This is a genomic window from Pedobacter terrestris (genome assembly GCF_052343045.1).
GTDB lineage: Bacteria > Bacteroidota > Bacteroidia > Sphingobacteriales > Sphingobacteriaceae > Pedobacter.
This window is the reverse complement of the sequence record NZ_CP180264.1, coordinates 2,313,179-2,331,347: the sequence shown is the minus strand read 5'-3', so window position 1 is coordinate 2,331,347 and position 18,169 is coordinate 2,313,179. Positions and strand designations below refer to the sequence as shown.

Annotated in this window: 11 protein-coding genes; 7 read left to right on the top strand and 4 right to left on the bottom strand. The window is 43.7% G+C overall.

Going from position 1 to position 18,169, the window contains the following annotated elements:
- Positions 1 to 11 precede the first annotated feature (11 nt).
- The 3 genes from ACJVDH_RS09940 (at position 12) to ACJVDH_RS09930 (ending at position 2,615) form a co-directional block, all read left to right on the top strand.
- Positions 12 to 1,409, top strand: coding sequence for an aminopeptidase P family protein (locus tag ACJVDH_RS09940; RefSeq protein ID WP_443947417.1), 1,398 nt, complete (start codon positions 12 to 14; stop codon positions 1,407 to 1,409).
- Between the two features lie 118 nt (positions 1,410 to 1,527).
- On the top strand, positions 1,528 to 1,911 hold the full coding sequence (gloA2, locus tag ACJVDH_RS09935) for an SMU1112c/YaeR family gloxylase I-like metalloprotein (RefSeq protein WP_443947416.1): 384 nt from the start codon (positions 1,528 to 1,530) through the stop codon (positions 1,909 to 1,911).
- A 2-nt stretch (positions 1,912 to 1,913) separates the two neighbouring features.
- Positions 1,914 to 2,615 (top strand): tRNA1(Val) (adenine(37)-N6)-methyltransferase, encoded by a 702-nt coding sequence (locus tag ACJVDH_RS09930; RefSeq protein WP_443947415.1) that lies wholly within the window; start codon positions 1,914 to 1,916, stop codon positions 2,613 to 2,615.
- Between the two features lie 89 nt (positions 2,616 to 2,704).
- Here ACJVDH_RS09930 and ACJVDH_RS09925 read toward each other — a convergent pair whose 3' ends face one another.
- Positions 2,705 to 3,142 (bottom strand): hypothetical protein, encoded by a 438-nt coding sequence (locus tag ACJVDH_RS09925; protein ID WP_443947414.1) that lies wholly within the window; start codon positions 3,140 to 3,142, stop codon positions 2,705 to 2,707.
- A 221-nt stretch (positions 3,143 to 3,363) separates the two neighbouring features.
- On the opposite strand from ACJVDH_RS09925, the gene ACJVDH_RS09920 reads away from it, so the two are divergent.
- Positions 3,364 to 4,239 (top strand): DUF808 domain-containing protein, encoded by an 876-nt coding sequence (locus ACJVDH_RS09920; protein WP_443947413.1) that lies wholly within the window; start codon positions 3,364 to 3,366, stop codon positions 4,237 to 4,239.
- Positions 4,240 to 4,242: 3 nt separating this feature from the next.
- Here ACJVDH_RS09920 and ACJVDH_RS09915 read toward each other — a convergent pair whose 3' ends face one another.
- The 3 genes from ACJVDH_RS09915 to ACJVDH_RS09905 form a co-directional block, all read right to left on the bottom strand.
- A complete protein-coding gene (locus ACJVDH_RS09915) occupies positions 4,243 to 5,355 on the bottom strand; it encodes an acyltransferase family protein (protein WP_443947412.1) in 1,113 nt (370 codons plus the stop codon).
- A gap of 1,802 nt (positions 5,356 to 7,157) precedes the next feature.
- Entirely contained in the window at positions 7,158 to 9,542 is a 2,385-nt protein-coding gene (locus ACJVDH_RS09910) for a hypothetical protein (protein WP_443947411.1), read from the bottom strand.
- 20 nt (positions 9,543 to 9,562) lie between these two features.
- Entirely contained in the window at positions 9,563 to 12,220 is a 2,658-nt protein-coding gene (locus ACJVDH_RS09905) for a hypothetical protein (protein ID WP_443947410.1), read from the bottom strand.
- 707 nt (positions 12,221 to 12,927) lie between these two features.
- Here ACJVDH_RS09905 and ACJVDH_RS09900 point away from each other — a divergent pair.
- Genes ACJVDH_RS09900 through ACJVDH_RS09890 form a run of 3 tightly spaced genes read left to right on the top strand, consistent with a single transcriptional unit; the run spans position 12,928 to position 18,168 of the window.
- Positions 12,928 to 13,845, top strand: coding sequence for a DUF4007 family protein (locus ACJVDH_RS09900; protein ID WP_443947409.1), 918 nt, complete (start codon positions 12,928 to 12,930; stop codon positions 13,843 to 13,845).
- Positions 13,814 to 17,050, top strand: coding sequence for a hypothetical protein (locus tag ACJVDH_RS09895; RefSeq protein WP_443947408.1), 3,237 nt, complete (start codon positions 13,814 to 13,816; stop codon positions 17,048 to 17,050). The genes ACJVDH_RS09900 and ACJVDH_RS09895 overlap by 32 nt, the downstream gene beginning before the upstream one ends.
- Entirely contained in the window at positions 17,047 to 18,168 is a 1,122-nt protein-coding gene (locus tag ACJVDH_RS09890) for a phosphoadenosine phosphosulfate reductase domain-containing protein (protein ID WP_443947407.1), read from the top strand. The genes ACJVDH_RS09895 and ACJVDH_RS09890 overlap by 4 nt, the downstream gene beginning before the upstream one ends.
- Position 18,169 lies beyond the last annotated feature (1 nt).

The following is an 18,169-nucleotide window of genomic DNA, read 5'->3' as shown; positions in this document are numbered from 1 at the left end:
AATAAACGAATATGTTCAGCAAGGAAATCAGAATCAAAAGAAGAAATGACCTGAAATTACAGATAGAATCAGGGCTTTTGTTGTTTCTCGGCAATACAGAAAGTCCGATGAATTATCCGGACAATACTTACCATTTTAGACAAGACAGCACATTCATCTATTATTTCGGAATACAATTGCCCAATCTGAACGCGGTAATTGATCTTGATGAAGATAGCACGACACTTTTTGGTGATGAAATGACGATTGATGAGATTGTTTGGATGGGCAGGCAACAGACGCTAAGTGAAAAAGCTGCTGAATGCGGAATAACGGATATTCAGCCATCAAATCAATTGCACACCCGAATTGCCGGGGCGATAAAAAAAGGACGTAAAATCCATTTTCTGCCACCATATCGTTTTGATAACAAAATTTTGCTTGCTAATCTGCTTGGCATTCCTGTGGAATCGTTAAATGAATCGGCTTCATTGCCTATGATAAAGGCAGTTGTTGCGCAACGCTCCGTAAAATCGGCAGAAGAAATTCAGGAAATTGATCAGGCGGCATGTATCTCTGCAGATATCCATCGAATGTTGATGCAGCAGGCCAAACCCGGTATGTACGAAAGAGATCTGGTAGCCAGGATTCAGGAAAAGGCCATTTCCAATAACGGAAATCTGGCTTATCCGGCAATTGTTACCGTAAACGGACAAATATTACACAACCATTTTCACGGCAACATGCTTAAAGAAGGGCAGATGATATTGAACGATTCTGGTTTTGAAGCTGCATCTGGTTATGCCAGTGATCTGACCAGAACATTTCCGGTTTCCAAAACATTTACTCCGCTTCAAAAAGAGGTTTACAATGTTGTATTGCAAGCTTATCGCGATGCTGTTGCGTTGTTAAAACCCGGCCAACGCTATCTTGATGTACATCTTACAGCTTGCAAGACGCTGGCTCAAGGTATGAAAGATTTAGGTTTGATGCACGGAAACATAGATGATGCTGTTGCCGCTGGCGCCCATGCCATGTTTTTCCAATGCGGAACCGGCCATATGATGGGACTTGATGTACACGATATGGAAGATCTGGGCGAGCAATATGTTGGATATACAGATGTATTGAAGAAAAATACCACGCAGTTTGGGTTAAAATCGCTACGGCTTGGAAAAGAGCTGGAAGCAGGTTATGTACTCACAATTGAGCCTGGAATTTACATAATCCCGGAACTGATTGATTTGTGGGCCGCAGAAAAACGCTTCAGTGAATTTATCAATTACGATAAACTTCAAAGCTTCCGCAATTTCTCCGGAATCCGGATTGAAGACAATTTTGTGGTTACACCAGAAGGGAGCCGAATGCTGGGTAAACACCTGGCCATTACGGCAGAAGAAGTAGAACAGGAGCGAAGTCTCGCATTTTAAAGCATCTCCCGGCTATCATTAGCTTGGCCGGGAGATGTTGTGATTTTTCTACAAAGAAATTACTTACGAGGACTGCCGGAGCCGAACACATGCAAGGATAATTTATATCTTTACCGCCATGTTTATCCGGATTCATCACATTGCCATTATCTGTTCTGATTACAGCAGATCTAAAGATTTTTACGTTAATAAGTTAGGTTTTACGGTGCTTGCAGAGGTTTACCGCGAGGCAAGAAAATCCTATAAACTGGATTTGGCTGTAAACGGACTGTATCAGATAGAATTATTTTCTTTTGAAAATCCACCTGCGCGCCCATCACGGCCAGAAGCACAAGGTTTGCGCCATTTGGCTTTTGAAGTTGAGGATATTGAAAAAGAGATTGCCCGACTTTCAGCAAACGGCATTACTTGCGAACCCATTCGTGTAGATGAATTTACAGAAAAGCGCTTCACATTTTTCAGTGATCCTGACGGCTTGCCTTTAGAACTGTACGAAAGATAAACATGAGCGTTTTTAAGTTTAAGCATTTCGAAGTAGATCAACAAGGTTGCGCAATGCGCATTAATACGGATGGTGTTTTGCTTGGTGCAATGGCACACCACAACCATGCAAAAACGATACTCGATATTGGTACCGGCACCGGCGTAATTGCTTTAATGCTTGCGCAACGTTTTAAAAATGCAAAAATACACGCCATAGAAATAGACGAAACTACGGCATCTGCAGCGGCGAATAATTTTAAAAACGCTCCTTTTTCCTCACGCTTAACAGCGCAGCACATTTCCCTTTCAAACTTCTCGACAGTAGAAAAATTTGATCTTATTGTATCTAATCCGCCATTTTTCATAAACGATCTGCGCAATCCGGAAGTAAAAAAAGGTATAGCGCGACATACCGATAATGAGTTCTTTGATACTTTGGTACAATGCAGCTGCGATTGGCTTTCTGAAAATGGCAAGTTGTGGCTCATTCTTCCGCCCAAACAAGCCAGCTACGTAATTGAAAAAAGCATGGACTGTAATTTGTCGCTTTGCGAGGTCATTGATATTCATTCAGATAAAAGCAAAGAAACCTTCCGACAGATCATTTGCCTCGGTAAAGGTCAATGTGCGCCACTGATCCGCGATTTTTATATTTACGAGGCTGTTAAAACACACACTAAAGCTTACGAGGAATTGTTAAGCGATTTTTTTCTGGCGTATTAAAACGCGCAGATTTTCAGACCAACAAAATACTCAAACAAAAAGAGCCGCTTTTAAAAGCGGCTCCTGGTGTATAGGCAGTTGGAAATCTCTTATTCTTCCCAGGCAATTGGAATATAAACCGTAATATAACCATCCGCGCCAACAAGTTCAGGTGATAGGGTTAGGGTTACATTTCCATAACCAACCCAGTTTCCTTGTCCGCGGATTGCATTAAACTCATACGTCCCTGCAGCTAAACCTTCAATTGTGCCCGGCAACTGATAAGGCAGAAAAACACCGCCCGGCGACGAAGGCAACTGGCATTCGTATTCACTGCCGGAATTGAGGTTGGTAGCCGTAAAACCCGGACTATCCGTGTAGCTGCTTGTGGAATAGCTGCCATCAAGAAATTTAAAACCGAAACGGACGTTGTACACGTTCTCTTTAGTTTTAACGGTTTTGATTACACCTTTTTTTGGTGGATGTGCAAATCCTGAAAATGCGAATACCGAAACCAGGATTAAACAAATAGACATGATCTTTTTCATAGTAGATAATTTTTTTTGTTCATCTAAATTAGACATTATCGATTGAAATTGTATTATAATCCTATTACGATAATGTTAATATTGATTACATTATTTGTATTCTTTTAAATTGCCTTTCGTATGAAGGTCAGATTTTCGCACAAAAAAACCAAACTTGTTTATGCTTTGTTGTCGAAATTGGATTTGAATGTATAATTTACAGCCTTAAAAATTAGATAAAGATGGCTTCAGGTATTTTTGCGATCCTCGATGATATAACGGCATTGATGGATGATGTTGCGGTAACTACAAAATTGGCTGCAAATAAAACGGCTGGGATTTTAGGCGACGATTTGGCGGTAAATGCCGAGAAAGCAACCGGATTTCTTTCCTCAAGAGAGTTGCCGGTACTTTGGTCAATAACCAAAGGTTCATTGGTAAATAAACTCATTATTGTACCCATAGCGCTTCTTCTGAATGCATTTTTTCCCATCGCTATAAAGATTGCGCTGCTTCTTGGCGGTTTTTACCTGGCTTATGAAGGGATGGAGAAGATTATCGAATTTTTGTTTCACCGTAAACACGCTACAGAAAAAGCAGCTGCAGATGCTGTTCAGGACGATGCTAATGCAGAAAAAACAAAAGTAAAATCGGCCATTACCACAGATTTTATTCTCTCTATAGAAATTGTAATTATCGCACTTGGTACCGTTATAGACGAAACCCTCACCATTCAGATTATCACTGTAGCGGCTGTTGCATTGCTGGCAACGGTTGGTGTTTACGGTATTGTTGCGCTAATTGTACGCATGGATGATGCCGGTTATAAATTAATTAAACGTGCCAATAACAAAGGTTTTCTAGCCAAACTTGGGGCATTGCTGGTTAAATCACTTCCGGTAATTATCCGGGTTTTGAGTGTTGTAGGTACTATTGCCTTAATCCTGGTATCAGGAGGTATTTTTGCGCACAATATTGATCAGCTTCATCACGTGCTGCCAGAACTTACGTCTATCATCAGAGAGTCTTTATTTGGTATTGTTGCCGGTTTAATTGCTGTAGCTTTAATTACGGGCGGTAAAAAGTTATTTGCTTCCGCTAAAAAAGCCACTGCATAAGAATTACCCAAATTTCTGTCTCAGCCATTTTCTTACCGGTTCATCATACCATTTCAGCGCGGCGTAAGCCAAAACAATGCTGCCGAATAGAATTAAAACGGCGTAAGGTAAAGCTTGTATAAACGTTACGCCTTTGTTGTTGCTAATCCAGGCCACATAAAAATAGACCAAAGGGTAATGAACCAGGTAGAGTGGGTAGGAAATATCGCCCAAAAACCTGCATACCTTCTGTTCTGTCTGGTTACTCAGTATTCCGCTTGCGCCCAGGTAAACAATTGCCGGAAATACAATTATGATACAAACCGATTCATAAATCCCATTCATCCAAAGGTGGTTGGCGCCACCAATCCGCGGCATATACAATACCAATGCAACCAAAAGGCTGCAGTACAAAAATGCATGTTTAATTTGTTTGGGTTTAGCGATACGGGAAAGGAGCAGCCCAGCGAAAAAAGGAAACATTGTACGGGTAATGCCCACACGTACTTGCGCTGTATTGAGTGTCCATCCGCCGCTTACATCGCCATTCGGACCGGTAATGGCCAGATGCGCAAGGGCAACTGCAGCAATCCATACTAAAATACCCAATGCAGTTTTTGATAATTTACGGATGCCAACGGCATACAGAATATTGGCTATATATTCAAAAAATAAAGACCAGCCTACGCTGTTCAGCGGATGCATTTCTTCCCATCCGCGGATATCGAGCGATAAGGGAACGGGCAAAACGGTCCACCCGATAAACATAACCAGCAACATTTTCCACACCGGAATGGTATGAATAAGTGGCCAGATACTGGAGTCCGTAAAATAAAAACCAATGGCGCCAAGTGTCATCCCAAGAACCACCATAGGTTGAAGCCTGACTACACGGCGTTTGAAAAACGTTCCGATAGTCATCTTGTTCCAGCGGTCATCATACGCATAACCAATCACAAAACCAGAAAGCAAAAAGAAAAAATCTACTGCCAGATAGCCATGATTAACCAAAATATCGAGATGTCCGGTTCCGAGCGGTTCTGTTAAATGAAAAGTAACCACAATAATGGCGGCTACGCCACGCAATCCATCTAATATTGGGTAATGTGGTTTAGTTGAAAAACGGGTATTGGTCATTACTGGCGTTCAGGCTAGAGATGTAGGACAATTGGTTAAAATTTAGTGCTTTTCTGAAATCGGTTTTTCAAAAAGAATTGCAAAACTATATAAATAACCTGTTTGACCTAGTTTAAATCGTATCAATATCAATACAAATCGTCTCATGTCGGTTGTTCTTTGCAATACCAGGCTGTTAAAAAGGCATATATGATGCTTCAATGAATATGTGTGATCTGATGCGGTATATGCTGACCATTTTAAAGTAACAGCGTTCTTTTTAAGGCCGCCAGGCAGCATAAAAGTTAGAAAGACTGTTACCGTTGAGAACATCAAAACGGAATAGGGGATTTTTATATATTTAAGCGAACTTGGCTTTTTGCAGCAGGAATTCTGGAAGGTTAAAAAATATTCTCTATAGTTTCAAAATGGTAGGGGAGACTATTGAACATTTGCTTAACATGCATATTTATGGTGAATTAGCGACTTGCAAGCACCCAGATTGACCAAAAAAAGGCTAGTTGGTTACCCTTTGTTAACCTTTTTATTACCTATTCATTACCCCTTAGGTAACCAATAGGTAAACAAGGGGTAAACAAAGGGTAATGTTGGTGTAAACCTGGTATCAACCAGGTGTAAGGTTTTGATCGCCTTTCCATCCCGAAAAATTCTGGAATTTGGATGTGTTTTAGTTTGGCTTTACTGGTTGTGTCGCTATTTTAGCCCAACTTACCAGGCTACACCAAAACACACTAAAAATATGAATAAAATGGCATTTTAGTAAAAATGCAAAGGCCTGAAAATGATTTGCAGTTTGGTTAGTGTTTTCTAAGGTTGATTCTGTGATTCCGCTGGGATTTTTCGCTGACGCCGTCTACACGACAGTCCGCTTAAGAGAAAGTTCGAACCATCCCAAAGCTTCATTCATATCCCGGCAGGTATAAAACAAAAAATCCCCTAACTTTCGTTAGAGGATTTGTCTGTGATCCCGCTGGGATTCGAACGTAGTCCGAAAGTATGCGTTTAATCAATATTCAATGGACTTTAGGTTAGATACTCACCTAGTGACTCACCGCTTTTTTGTTCCTTTTTTACTGCAAATACTGTAGTATAAAAGTAATTTTTATTTTTGAATTTTAAAGCAATATTTTAAGATTCTTTAAAATAAATATTTAGGATTTTGAGACTTAATACCTGAAATGTAAAATTATCTTTAGGCCACGATAATAGTCTATGAGTGTTCTTTTACGCTTACTCCCAAGTATCTCTAGAGGTATTCACTAGCTTCACGAGAATTATGGGCAAATTGACTGGTCAAGCGATTGAATAATCCGGCAAGCGTTTCAAACTCAATTGTTCTCCTCAGTCGATATAGACTGACCAACTCAAAAAATGATAATCAAGAAGTTTTTAAAGTATGGTAGTTGTCTTATTTAATGGTTAACAAGCCATAGAATCACTTGGTCAATTAAGGGTTCTTTCCTAATTTTGTCGGCTTAGTTCTGCTGAATATTCTGACCAAGTGACAAAAAGCATTAGCTACGATACTCTGAAAGTTGCTATTTTCTACCGCAAACAACAGAAAATAACGATTTGTTTTAAATTCGAAAAAATATAATCATTAGTAGATATTTATTAGCCTCAACTTATGCATTTGAGTGCTGTCAGGCATATCTATTGCATTCATTAATAAAATAATTAACCACCAAAATTGGGAAAGAACCAATCAAGCTGAAAATCCACTTTAGCTACCAATCGCTCTGATCACTTTGCCGCAGATTCCGTCATAGCTAGACGGAATCTGTGCGCTAGTCCATTAGGTATCAGCGGAACGCATAGATTTTTCCGTTCCGGTTGAGCTGTTTGACAACCTCCATGGCCTTATGATGGCTTAATCCCGCGCCAAAAGTTAATTGAGCGTAAACGTTGGCATATTCATTAAGGATATTGGTCGCAAAAATTCCCGTATCATCGGTTCCCAATACAATCGGGGGCACGGGTTCTCCCTGCTGCTCGAGTTTCAGCCAGTTCCACAAATGGTATTTTGAATAGTCCGCATAGTGACCGATGCGGACGTTACTGGTTGGAAGGGTTTCAATGACCACTTCTTTTTTGTGCATGACCTTCAGCACGCCTTTTTGCAAGTATTCCAGTTCCCGCGCACCGAAGATTTCAAAGGTGTCAATTTCGATCGGCTGCTGGTATTTTTGCCTGAATTGTGGGTTATGATAACGCTCTAATACCAGCAGACAATCGCGGTCGAGCCTTGCCGACTGGATATCATCCCATTCACGGGCATCAAAGACCGAGCGGAGCCTGGCATCATGGACATTGGGGCTCAGCGCTAGAATGGGACAAAATTTCCTCGCCATCCAGGCATCTTCTATTGCTTTAATTCCGGCATAGTGGCCATATAGCTGCTGATATCGTTTTTGTATCTCGCTGGCCAGGTTTGGTAACAGGTGCTGAAGGGGACCGATGCGCTCGCTTAAAATCAGGTGATAGGAAAAAATCAGGTTATCCAGCCACTCCCCACCGCGGATAAGCAGTCTGGGGCCAAGCACCGAAAACCAGTGTTCAGGGGAAATCCCCGTAGCGGTCGCATGCCCGATCCGGTCACCCTGTTCAAGGCCGGTAAAGGTGACCGCTTCGTAAACAGCTCGTACGCCGCTGAGGATATGATAAAAATCCTCCCCGGCATGGTAGGTGAAGTGTTTCAGGCCGTTTCTGCGCAAAAGCCTGAACACCGGAGCGAATACCTCCGGCGGGGTATCGAATTCATTGGCGGCGGCGTCGGCACCGACCAGTGGAATTCCCTCATAATTTGGATAATTGTTAAAGAGGTAAGCGAGGGCCATCGCGCGTTTCCAGATGTTTATCCTTAAGTCCTCATGCCTGAAGAGTTTAGTGCGGCTGGTATCCGCGCGTTTGATAAAATGGGCAATTAGCTTTAAGGTTGGTAAAGTAAGGGTAGTATCCCCAGCGCCTGTCCTACGCTCCAGACGGAGCTGGGTTGCGATGTGCTGCCTGAGGCTTTTCCATCCCGTGCTGATTTCGGTGATCTGCGAGAGCATCTCCAGGTAGGTTTCTTTAGGCGAGATGCGGCCTTCCAGAAAGGAAATGTTCCGGAGCTCATTGCCGTGCATCTGAAAAAAACGCTGTTTAAATTTTTTCTCACTATGTTCCCGTAACCCGTTGAGCGTATGTTTCTGAAACTGCTCAAATCCGTATTGATGCATTTGTTGCACCAAAAGCCTGTTGGTCAAACCCAGGATGAGCAGGTAAAAATGATAACAGGCGCTCAGCACTTTGCCCGGCTTGATCCTGAGCTGCCTCAGCACCAGAATATGCATCAAAGCTTCTATGGACATGGTAAATCCACTGGAACGTCCGGGCACCAGATCCTCAAAGGGATTTTTTGCACTGGTTGCGAACCTGGAAGCAGCTGCCGGTCGCAGTATTTGCTGCAATAGCTGTTCCGCCGTGAATCGCCTGTATTCGGAGGCATTGAGGCCAAAAACAAAATCAAACAAGAGCAGCCTTATGCGCTGGCCGATTTTCAGCAGGTGCAGAAACTTACCTGGATCAAGCAGGCTTGATTCCTGCTCGAGCTGTTCACGGACTTTGGGCTGGGCATGATAGGCCTTTTTAAGCTCATGATAAATTTTTTCCGGTTCATGCAGATAGTCCTGCCAGCTGATATCGGTCTCGGTCGCGCCGTTGAGGTGGACATGCAAATCGAAGAATCCTTTCTTTTGCTTGATATAATCTTCCAGATGCGCAATAAACGGATAGGGAAGGGCGGTGTATCTGAAATTCGGCAACAGAAACTTTTTGTAATACCCCTGGATACTGGCCGAATCCAGCGTGGCCAGTGGTGCCTTGACGGCCAGTAGTGCCGATTGCAGCAGCAGTGGCGGCATGTAGGTGATCAGCTTTTGCCAGCCGTTGGTCTGGGGAGCCCTGACGTGTACTCTTGCCGAATCCAGCAACAGGTGCTCATCTGCCAGATTGAAGATGCCCTTGGTCAGCACTTCTGCTAACGAGCCAATTCCCGTGAAGCCCTTCTCGGTCAGCAGATGGTAATACTGATCGGGAATGAGGTTATTTTCAGTTCTTTCCTTTAAAAATAGCCGCCTTTTTACGTCAGTAAACTGCGCGAAGATGCCAGCCCGGTAACCCTCCAGGGACTCATTGTCTAACAACAAGTTCTTAAAGACAGACTGAATTACCACTTGATATTATTAGCGCTTATGTAGTCCCGGACCTCTTTTATCATAGTCGAAGTGTAGTCATCATTTCCGAAAATATCGCTCAGTGATTGCCTAATGACGTCGTTGCGTTTTATGATTTCCGAACGACTGCCAAGTTCGAACAACGATCGTGGTACTTTTCTCCTATGCAAGGTGTCAATGATCGACTCGACGCGTTCCTGTAAACTGTCTTTCTGGGTATTGGTTTTATTGGTCTGTCCGCGAAGGGATACGCGCTGCAGCGCGGAAAACACCGAGTCCTTGCTGAAAAAGAACCGCTCTTCCATCAAACAGAAATTACGCAAGGCTTTCAGGAGTTTTTCCGCTGAAGGGTCTAAATAGCCGGTGAGCAGTGGGCAGGATAAAATCCACCTCGAGAATCGAAGCTGACCGGGATCCTCCTGCCGGTTAATTCTGGAAAGGTTGTTGATGAGTATACTGTCGCTGTAAACGGTGTTATTGATGTTAATGCGCTGAAAGGGAAGGTTTTCCTTGACGTCCTCGATTAACACCGCATTCATGAAGCTCACGATCTGGGCGTGGAAAATCGATCCCAGTCCCTGATCTGCCTTTGGCTGTATACTGTCCAGCGCATAAAAAAAACGCGTGGATATCTTCCCTAAAAGATAAGGCGCAATAAGGGGGTATTTAAAGCTGGCTTTCCAGCGGATGATGTCCCTGGCCAGCCTGCCGTTTCCTACAGTTCCCAAATCAGCGTCTTCCTCTTCGGCCGACAAATATTCCTCCTGCAGGTTGAGCCCCTTATTTGAAAATTCGGGCATGGCATAGGTTCTGATCTGCGAGAGCTCCTGCAGTCCCTTTAAAAGTAAATCTTCATCCTCCTCATCACTCATTTTGAGCAGTTCGGCAATTGTGGAAAGCAAAGTGTAAATGGAAAAGCAGGGCATTCGCTCATTTCGAACGCTGAATTTAGCGATCGTGAGCGGAATAAGGCCTAACGTGCGAAGGTCCCCTTTGATGTGCTCAAAGACATGATCGACCCGATCTGCCGTGTTTTCGCGCCTATCGTTCTGAAAATCACCAAGTGCCTTTAGCGGGATAGTTCCTGCCCAGACCGCTGATCCCTGGCTCTGAAAGTTTAAGTACCCTCTGAGGTAAGCGGTGATCAGGCCTGTGGTATCCCGGAGCACACCATCTTGCTTTAACCCGCAAAACTTGATCAAACCGTTTATAGACGGACTGACAGAGGTTCGCGAATCGTTTGAATCCTCGGCATAGCCCAGGCTAGAAAATAGGTTTCTCACGTAGCCAATCCTGATGAAATAATCAAAAATCAAAAAGGAACGGTCTTGCCGGACAAGGTTTGAATAGGAAAGACTCAGCGCGGTCAGGCAAGAATTCAGCACGTATCTTTCGCCGGTCGGTTGTAGCTGATAGGCTTCATTTAATTGTTTTTCCCGCACCAATAGATCCAGAATTTCAATATTGAGCAGATTGGGGTTGCCCAGCACCTTATTGATCTCTATCCTTCGCTCATAAAGTTCGCTAATGAAAGCCTGCTCCAGGCGGAAAATTCCGCTTTCATTGGTTCGCTCATAGTAAAGTGAGAACAAACGGATCTGCGTTCTTAAGGGCAGGTTCAGCAAAAAGCCGCAAAACGCCTTCGATTGAAATCTGTTCCTGATGCCAAAATCTGAAAGTAAAGCGGTATAGGCATGTTCGATATTATCCTCCCAGCCATTTACGCTGATATTGATGTCGAGCAAACGCGCACTGCCTTTTTTCTCACCCAGCGTACGCAAAATCACCCTGCGCTCTGCCTTAAGCACTTTCTGCAGGTATTGGCCCTCCATTTCGGTCATAATCTCTTCCAGGTATTCATCTCCCCTGGCATGGTGGCTCAGCGCATGCTGAAGATCTTTATTAAGGTTTTTGCGAATGCCCAGTGAAAATAGCCTTAGCTCACCGCTGACTACGGTGATGAGTTTCGAACTGGTAAAATATTTCCGGATGGTTTCCAGTACCGGCCATCCTTTCTTAAAATCGATATCAATGTCATCAAAGACAATCATAAAGGCCTTTTTGTCCAAGATTCGAAGGCCTTCCTCTAAAAACTTGTGAAAATTCTTCTCCAGCTCCCTAGCCGAGGAGATGGCCATGATGCCCCTGTCCATGATAAATTCGGGATCCTGCCAGCTCTGTTCATTTAAACCCGTACCCACGCCATCTATCGAAGGCAGCCCGTGCGCCAGCCTTTTAAGCGTGGATTCCCAGGAAAGTTTCTGGTGAAACGCCGAATCCAAAGGATCACACTCATCCAGGTCAAGTTTTTGCTCCACCAGCTTCTTCACCGAGGCGATGACATTTAAAAAAACATGTCCCTTGTCCTCGATTAAAGTCGGATCAATGATTTCAATGATCGCCAGCTCAGTTTTTTCAAGCTCTTTAATCAGGCTCAACAGAAACGAAGTCTTGCCACTTCCACGGCTGCCCAAAATGGTAATCGTTTCATGAAGCCTTTCGGTATCTTCCTGGTCCACTAAGGCCAACCTGTCCTTGATCCAGTTTGTGGCTATGCTCAGTTCATCCTGATGAACCAGCGCAGTTCCTTTAAATTCTTTTGCGTTATTGCTTTTGGAAATATCAATAACAATACTTGATGATTGAGGCATTTAGATCGTTTTTAGGTATTCTCTTTTGATGGGCCGTGCCTGGCAAAATCTGTCTGCCCACCGGGCCCCGTCCCCTCAAAAAAGAATGGTTTACAATCCATCGGATTTTTAAAAACGATGGTTTTACCAGACCAATATAAATAAATTAATGACGCCACAAAACCAAACTCAGCTAAAAACTTTTTACCAGACCAAGCCCCACATACCCCGGATATCCTTCAATCCGCGCCCGCTACCTACTCAGCACATCCCGGCGACCATTTTTTCAAAAACGCTTAATCGAGAAATGTTCCCCAAAGCAGCGAAAAACCAAAACCCACTGCCGCCGCAGTTCCACCTAAAACCTTCAGCGTATATACCAACTCGCTTTTCTGCCTCAGGCAGATAGGCCGCAAAGAAGCGGGTGGGAGGCGTTTATTCAACGGCCATTGAATATTTAAGCTAATCCGGCTTAACAACGCACGCACCGAATGAAAGTCAAATCAAGCTTACGCAATATTTCAGTACTACTCATGCGCATAGCGCGTCCTGCTTCTCCGCTCATTATCCGCCGCCTTTGTTAAATGTAACGGCCATTTTGAACAAATGTGGAAAACCCCCAGAAATACCTGGGTTGGTTGATAACTATTCTCTGATATGTGTCATTTAATTCCTAATTTTGAAACTATGGTTTATTTTTAGGTAAACCATATCTTAAATTTAGCTCGATGATTCAAAAAAGCAACAGGTTCTCTTTTTCAGGACATGATTCTTTTCAATGCCGGTTAATGTGGCTTAAAAAGGGTCATGACTTTCTAGACGGAGGACATAATTTCAATACCGATGCCGCAGGAATTGTATTGGGGGTAGGAAACAATATGGTGCGCTCGATCCGTTTCTGGATGAGGGCATTTGGCCTGACCGATGAACAGGATAACCTGACCGATTTTTCACATTTAATGTTCGGTGGGGAAGAGGCCGGACTGGATCCTTTCCTGGAAGACGAGGCAACGCTCTGGATCTTACATTACCGCCTGATAACGATTGGTTACGCCTCTACCTACAGTTTGATCTTCAATGAGTTTAGAAAAAGTAAAATAGAGTTTACCAAAAGTGATTACCTGCACTTTATTAAGCTAAAACTAGCCGAACGCTCGCAAAGCGTGAGCGAGAACAGCATCAATGAAGATTTTGTCGTGTTTGTCAAACTGTACCTCAATACAGACGGGATTAAGGATAAAGAAGATAGTTTTTCGGGCATATTAACAGAGCTAAACCTACTGGATTTCTTTGTCAAGCAAAAAGAGGATGCCAAAAAGGAATCTGAAAATGTATACTACATCGCCCCAAATGAGCGCCCGGCGCTCCCTGAGGTTGCTGTTTTATATGCGATACTCGAAAATGGCGATTATCAGAACTCCATTAGCCTCAATCAACTGGAGGTGGATGAAAACTCCCCGGGAAGCGTTTTTGCGCTCACCAAGGCCGGTCTATATAACAAGCTTAAAGATATGACTAAAACGCTTGGTTATGGCGTACTGAGTGAACAGGCCGGAATTCGGGAACTTCAATTCCAAAACAAACCAACATCCGCTGAAATTTTAAGACATTATTATGCTGCTCAAGCCAGATATCAACCAGTTTAGTGCCTCGGTCAATATTGACCGCGATGCAGACCGGATACTTACCTATTATCCTACCGAAAATTCAAAACGGATCTTCGCTCAAATCATCAACGATTTTAAGCTGGGCACGCACGTATTCAATATCGTTGGTTCCTATGGAACCGGGAAAAGTGCCTTTTTGTGGGCCCTGGAGCAAAATATTGCCAAAGGCAAACCCTATTTTTCAGCCAGCCATTTCGATAAGGGTTCAATCGAGGTATTGCGCCTGGTCGGTGAACACCGTTCTATCATCGATTGTTTTTCCGAGCTGTTCGAGACTGGCAAAGAAAAGTCCGCCAGTGAGATCTTTTCCAAATTGTTTTACCGGTACAGAAATGCGGTAAAGCAAGGGACGCTGATCATTATGATCGATGAATTCGGTAAGTTTTTAGAGTATGCCGCTGAACACGCTCCGGAAAAGGAATTATACTTTTTGCAGCAATTGGCCGAATTTGTATCCAAACCGGAATATAATATTTTGCTGCTCACCACCGTTCACCAGAATTTTGATGCCTATGCGTTCGGACTTCAGCATACCCAGCGGCAGGAGTGGGCGAAGGTAAAGGGGCGTTTTAAGGAACTTACCTTCAACGAGCCCGTGGAGCAGCTGCTCAAACTGGCGGCCGAACATTTACGTTCGATTACGCGCAAGGACGCCAATGATGAAATGCTGGCGCTGGAGCTCACAGACCTGTTTAAACGCTCCAAATCATTTGAACTGGCGGAAAAGCTGACCTCTGAAGATGCCCTGGATTTATTGCCGCTGGACTTATTATCAGCAAATGTGCTGACCCTATCCCTGCAGCGTTACGGACAGAACGAGCGAAGTCTTTTTTCTTTCCTCATCTCTTCTGACCACACCAGTATCTCGAAGGTTTCCCGCTCAGGCCGTTGTTTCAGCCTGTCGCATGTTTATGATTACCTGCTTTTTAACTTTTACTCTTACCTGCATTCTAAATATAATCCGGATTATGCCGCCTGGAAGTCTATCCGCAACATCTTAGATGAGGTGGAACGTAGTTTCGATGAGCAGGTGGAGGAACTCAGTAAACTGGTTAAGAGTATTGGTCTGCTAGATCTTACCGCCGCTCAAGGCAGTAAGCTAAACCGCGAGTTTTTAATCAGATATGCCAGGTTATGCTTATCGATTACCGATCCTGAGCCTCTGATTGAAAAGCTGACGCGTAGAAATATTATCCTTTACCGCACGCACCTGCAACGCTTTACCCTGAATGAGGGAACATCCCTGGATATGCAGGCTGCTTTAATCGCGGCGGCAGGGAAAGTCGACCAGGTGAACGACGTTGCGCATTTGCTCAAACGTTACTACTCGCTACCGCCGGTACTGGCCAAAAACTATACCTATGAAACCGGTACCCCGCGGGTATTCGAATTTATCATTACCGATAAATTAACCTTTGATCAGCCTGGCGGAGAAATCGATGGGTTTATCTATTTGCTGTTCAATGAAAAACTGAGTCTCGAAGAAGTAAGGGCTTATTCTGAATTGCAACAAGGTGCGCCATGCCTTTATGTATTTTATGAAAACTCAAAAACCATCAGGGATCTACTCTTTGAGCTGGAAAAACTGCAAAAGGTAAAGGAAGAGAACAGTGATGACAAGGTCGCGGTAAAACTATTGAATGAAGGCCTAGAAGCCAGCCAGCGCACCTTAAATCATTTCATACTAGGTAATCTGCATAGCGATAACCAGAATTTGAAATGGGTATGGAACGGAAGGGAGCAAACGGTCGCCAATAAACGAAGTTTCAACCAGCTGCTTTCCGTAGTATGCACAACTGCTTATCCGCATACACCGGTATTCAACAATGAACTGCTCAACAAGCATAAAATTTCGCCATCGATCGCCACCGCCCGAAAAAACTATTTTAAGGCGCTGGTTAAGCAATGGGACCAGATCGATTTAGGTTTCGAGAAGGAAAAATTTCCACCCGAAAAAACCATCTATCTCTCTCTGATAAAAGCCAATCACATTTCCATTTCAATTGGTGAGGCCAATCTGGGAGATGATGCGAATAATTTTACACCACTATGGAACAAATCCATCGAGTTTTTAGAAAGTGCGCGCAGCGGCAGGAAAAACATCCTGGATTTCATAGAAGTCTTATCGGCAAGGCCGTTTAAGATCAAACAGGGGTTGCTTTCCTTCTGGGTTCCGACCTTTCTGTTTATCAAAAGAGATGAGTTTGCGCTTTTCGGCGAAAACGGATATGTACCATTCATGACCGAGGAAACCCTTGATTTGATCATCCGTTACCCCGAACGCTATGAAATCAAAGCTTTCGATATCGAAGGGATGAGGCTCGACCTGTTCAACCAATACCGTGAATTTTTGCAGCAGTCCGCTGCCGAAACGCTCGACAATCAAACCTTTATTGATACGATAAGGCCTTTCCTGTCTTTCTATCGTCAACTGCCGGAGTTTACTAAAACTACTAATAAAAACCTGAGCAAAGGGGCAAAAGCGTTGCGAAAGGTAATTACCGCGACCGAAGACCTCGAACAAACCTTTTTTGAGGATTTTCCGCAGGCGCTGGGCTATCATACCGATCAACTCCTGCAAAAACCAGCGCTTATAGCGGAATATGTCGGCGCATTAAATCACGCAATCACTGAAATCAAGACTTGTTTTGAGCTGCTGGTCAACAGGTTTGAAAAAACTATACAGGAGCGAATAACTGGTACGGACGACGGATTCAATATCTACAAGCCAACCATAATGGCCAGGTACGAAAACCTGAAAGCCTACGTGACGGCTCCGGCACAGAAAGTATTTTTACAGCGGGTTACCTCCAATATCGATGATCGCAAGGCCTGGCTGAATTCCATCGCTCAGACACTGACCGGAAAAGCGCTCGAAGCCTTCAGCGACCACGATGAAGCTGTATTGACCGACGAGTTTTTATCCATGATCAGCAGTCTGGATAAACTGGCCGATCTTTCCGATTCAGGATACGATATCCAGGCAGAAGAGGTACTTGGCTTTGAGATCAACTCCTTTGTCGATGGGGTGAACAAGACCATCATCCGCTTGCCAAAGAACAAACGCGCGGAAATTTCACTCATCGAAGAACAGCTCAGGGTAGCCCTGGGCACCGCTGGGTCAAACCAGCAGCTCAACATGGTGGCATTGGCTAATTTATTAAAAGAATATATACAATCATGAGCAAAGTAAGGCATGTGTTAGGGATATCAGGAGGAAAGGATAGTGCAGCGCTCGCTATCTACATGAAAACCCATTATCCCGAGCTAGATATCGAATATTATACGACTGATACCGGTAAAGAATTGGATGAGACCTATGAGCTGATTCAGAATCTGGAAATATTTTTGGGCAAAAAAATCATTCAGTTGACCGCCAGTACGGACGAGGAAAACCATGGATATGACTCTTTTGATTATTTATTGAACCTTAAATTTCAATACCTGCCCTCTACACAGGCGCGGTGGTGTACGCAAACGCTTAAACTTGCGCCCTTTGAGAAATTTGTCGCCGATGATCCTGTGATATCCTATGTGGGCATCAGGGGAGATGAGAACAGGGATGGGTATATTTCCAAAAAAAACAACATCCAATCCATCTTTCCCTTCCGGAAGAACATCTGGAGCGAGGATGTGATCAGTAAGGCGTTTCACAATAAGAATATTCCGTTCTTAACCACGCAGCTCGCCTTACAAGCCTACAAACCAACGCAGGATTTTGCGGAATTGCTCCAGCAGCCGACCAATCTCAAATTTACCATCAAAAAGAAAGCAGAATTGCTACTGGAGCGCGATGTGGTTTTGACAAATGCGCTGATATTCGCCTTTTTGCAAACAACAGATTATCCCCTTTCGCAGACGGCGGAATTCCCGTTAATCGAAAATAAAGATGTGCTCATAAAAGAGGATATCTTCCGGATATTGCGCGAGAGTGGCGTTGGCGTTCCCAAATATTATGAAAAAATTGAATTCGAGGTAAACGGCAAAAAAGGAGAATACGCCAGAAGTCGCTCGGGCTGCTATTTTTGTTTTTTCCAGCAGAAGATCGAGTGGGTGTGGCTATATGAGCAGCATCCTGATCTCTTTCAGAAAGCACTCGACTATGAGAAAAAAGGCTACACCTGGAACCAGAATGAGACTCTTTCGGAGCTCATTATGCCAGCACGCATTACACAAATCAAAGAAGATTATTTAAAAAGAGAAACCGACAGGCAAAAACAGGGTAACATCTCCAGTAAACTGATTGATATATTATCAGATTACGAAGACGGTGAAATCGGCTGCGCGGCCTGCTTTATTTAAT

Coding starts and splice junctions, on each gene's coding strand:
- ACJVDH_RS09895 (WP_443947408.1), top strand. CDS start 13,814: ATGCTGCTCAAGCCAGATATCAACCAGTTTAGTGCCTCGGTCAATATT.
- ACJVDH_RS09905 (WP_443947410.1), bottom strand. CDS start 12,220: ATGCCTCAATCATCAAGTATTGTTATTGATATTTCCAAAAGCAATAAC.
- ACJVDH_RS09930 (WP_443947415.1), top strand. CDS start 1,914: ATGAGCGTTTTTAAGTTTAAGCATTTCGAAGTAGATCAACAAGGTTGC.
- ACJVDH_RS09890 (WP_443947407.1), top strand. CDS start 17,047: ATGAGCAAAGTAAGGCATGTGTTAGGGATATCAGGAGGAAAGGATAGT.
- ACJVDH_RS09915 (WP_443947412.1), bottom strand. CDS start 5,355: ATGACCAATACCCGTTTTTCAACTAAACCACATTACCCAATATTAGAT.
- ACJVDH_RS09925 (WP_443947414.1), bottom strand. CDS start 3,142: ATGAAAAAGATCATGTCTATTTGTTTAATCCTGGTTTCGGTATTCGCA.
- ACJVDH_RS09900 (WP_443947409.1), top strand. CDS start 12,928: ATGATTCAAAAAAGCAACAGGTTCTCTTTTTCAGGACATGATTCTTTT.
- gloA2 (WP_443947416.1), top strand. CDS start 1,528: ATGTTTATCCGGATTCATCACATTGCCATTATCTGTTCTGATTACAGC.
- ACJVDH_RS09920 (WP_443947413.1), top strand. CDS start 3,364: ATGGCTTCAGGTATTTTTGCGATCCTCGATGATATAACGGCATTGATG.
- ACJVDH_RS09940 (WP_443947417.1), top strand. CDS start 12: ATGTTCAGCAAGGAAATCAGAATCAAAAGAAGAAATGACCTGAAATTA.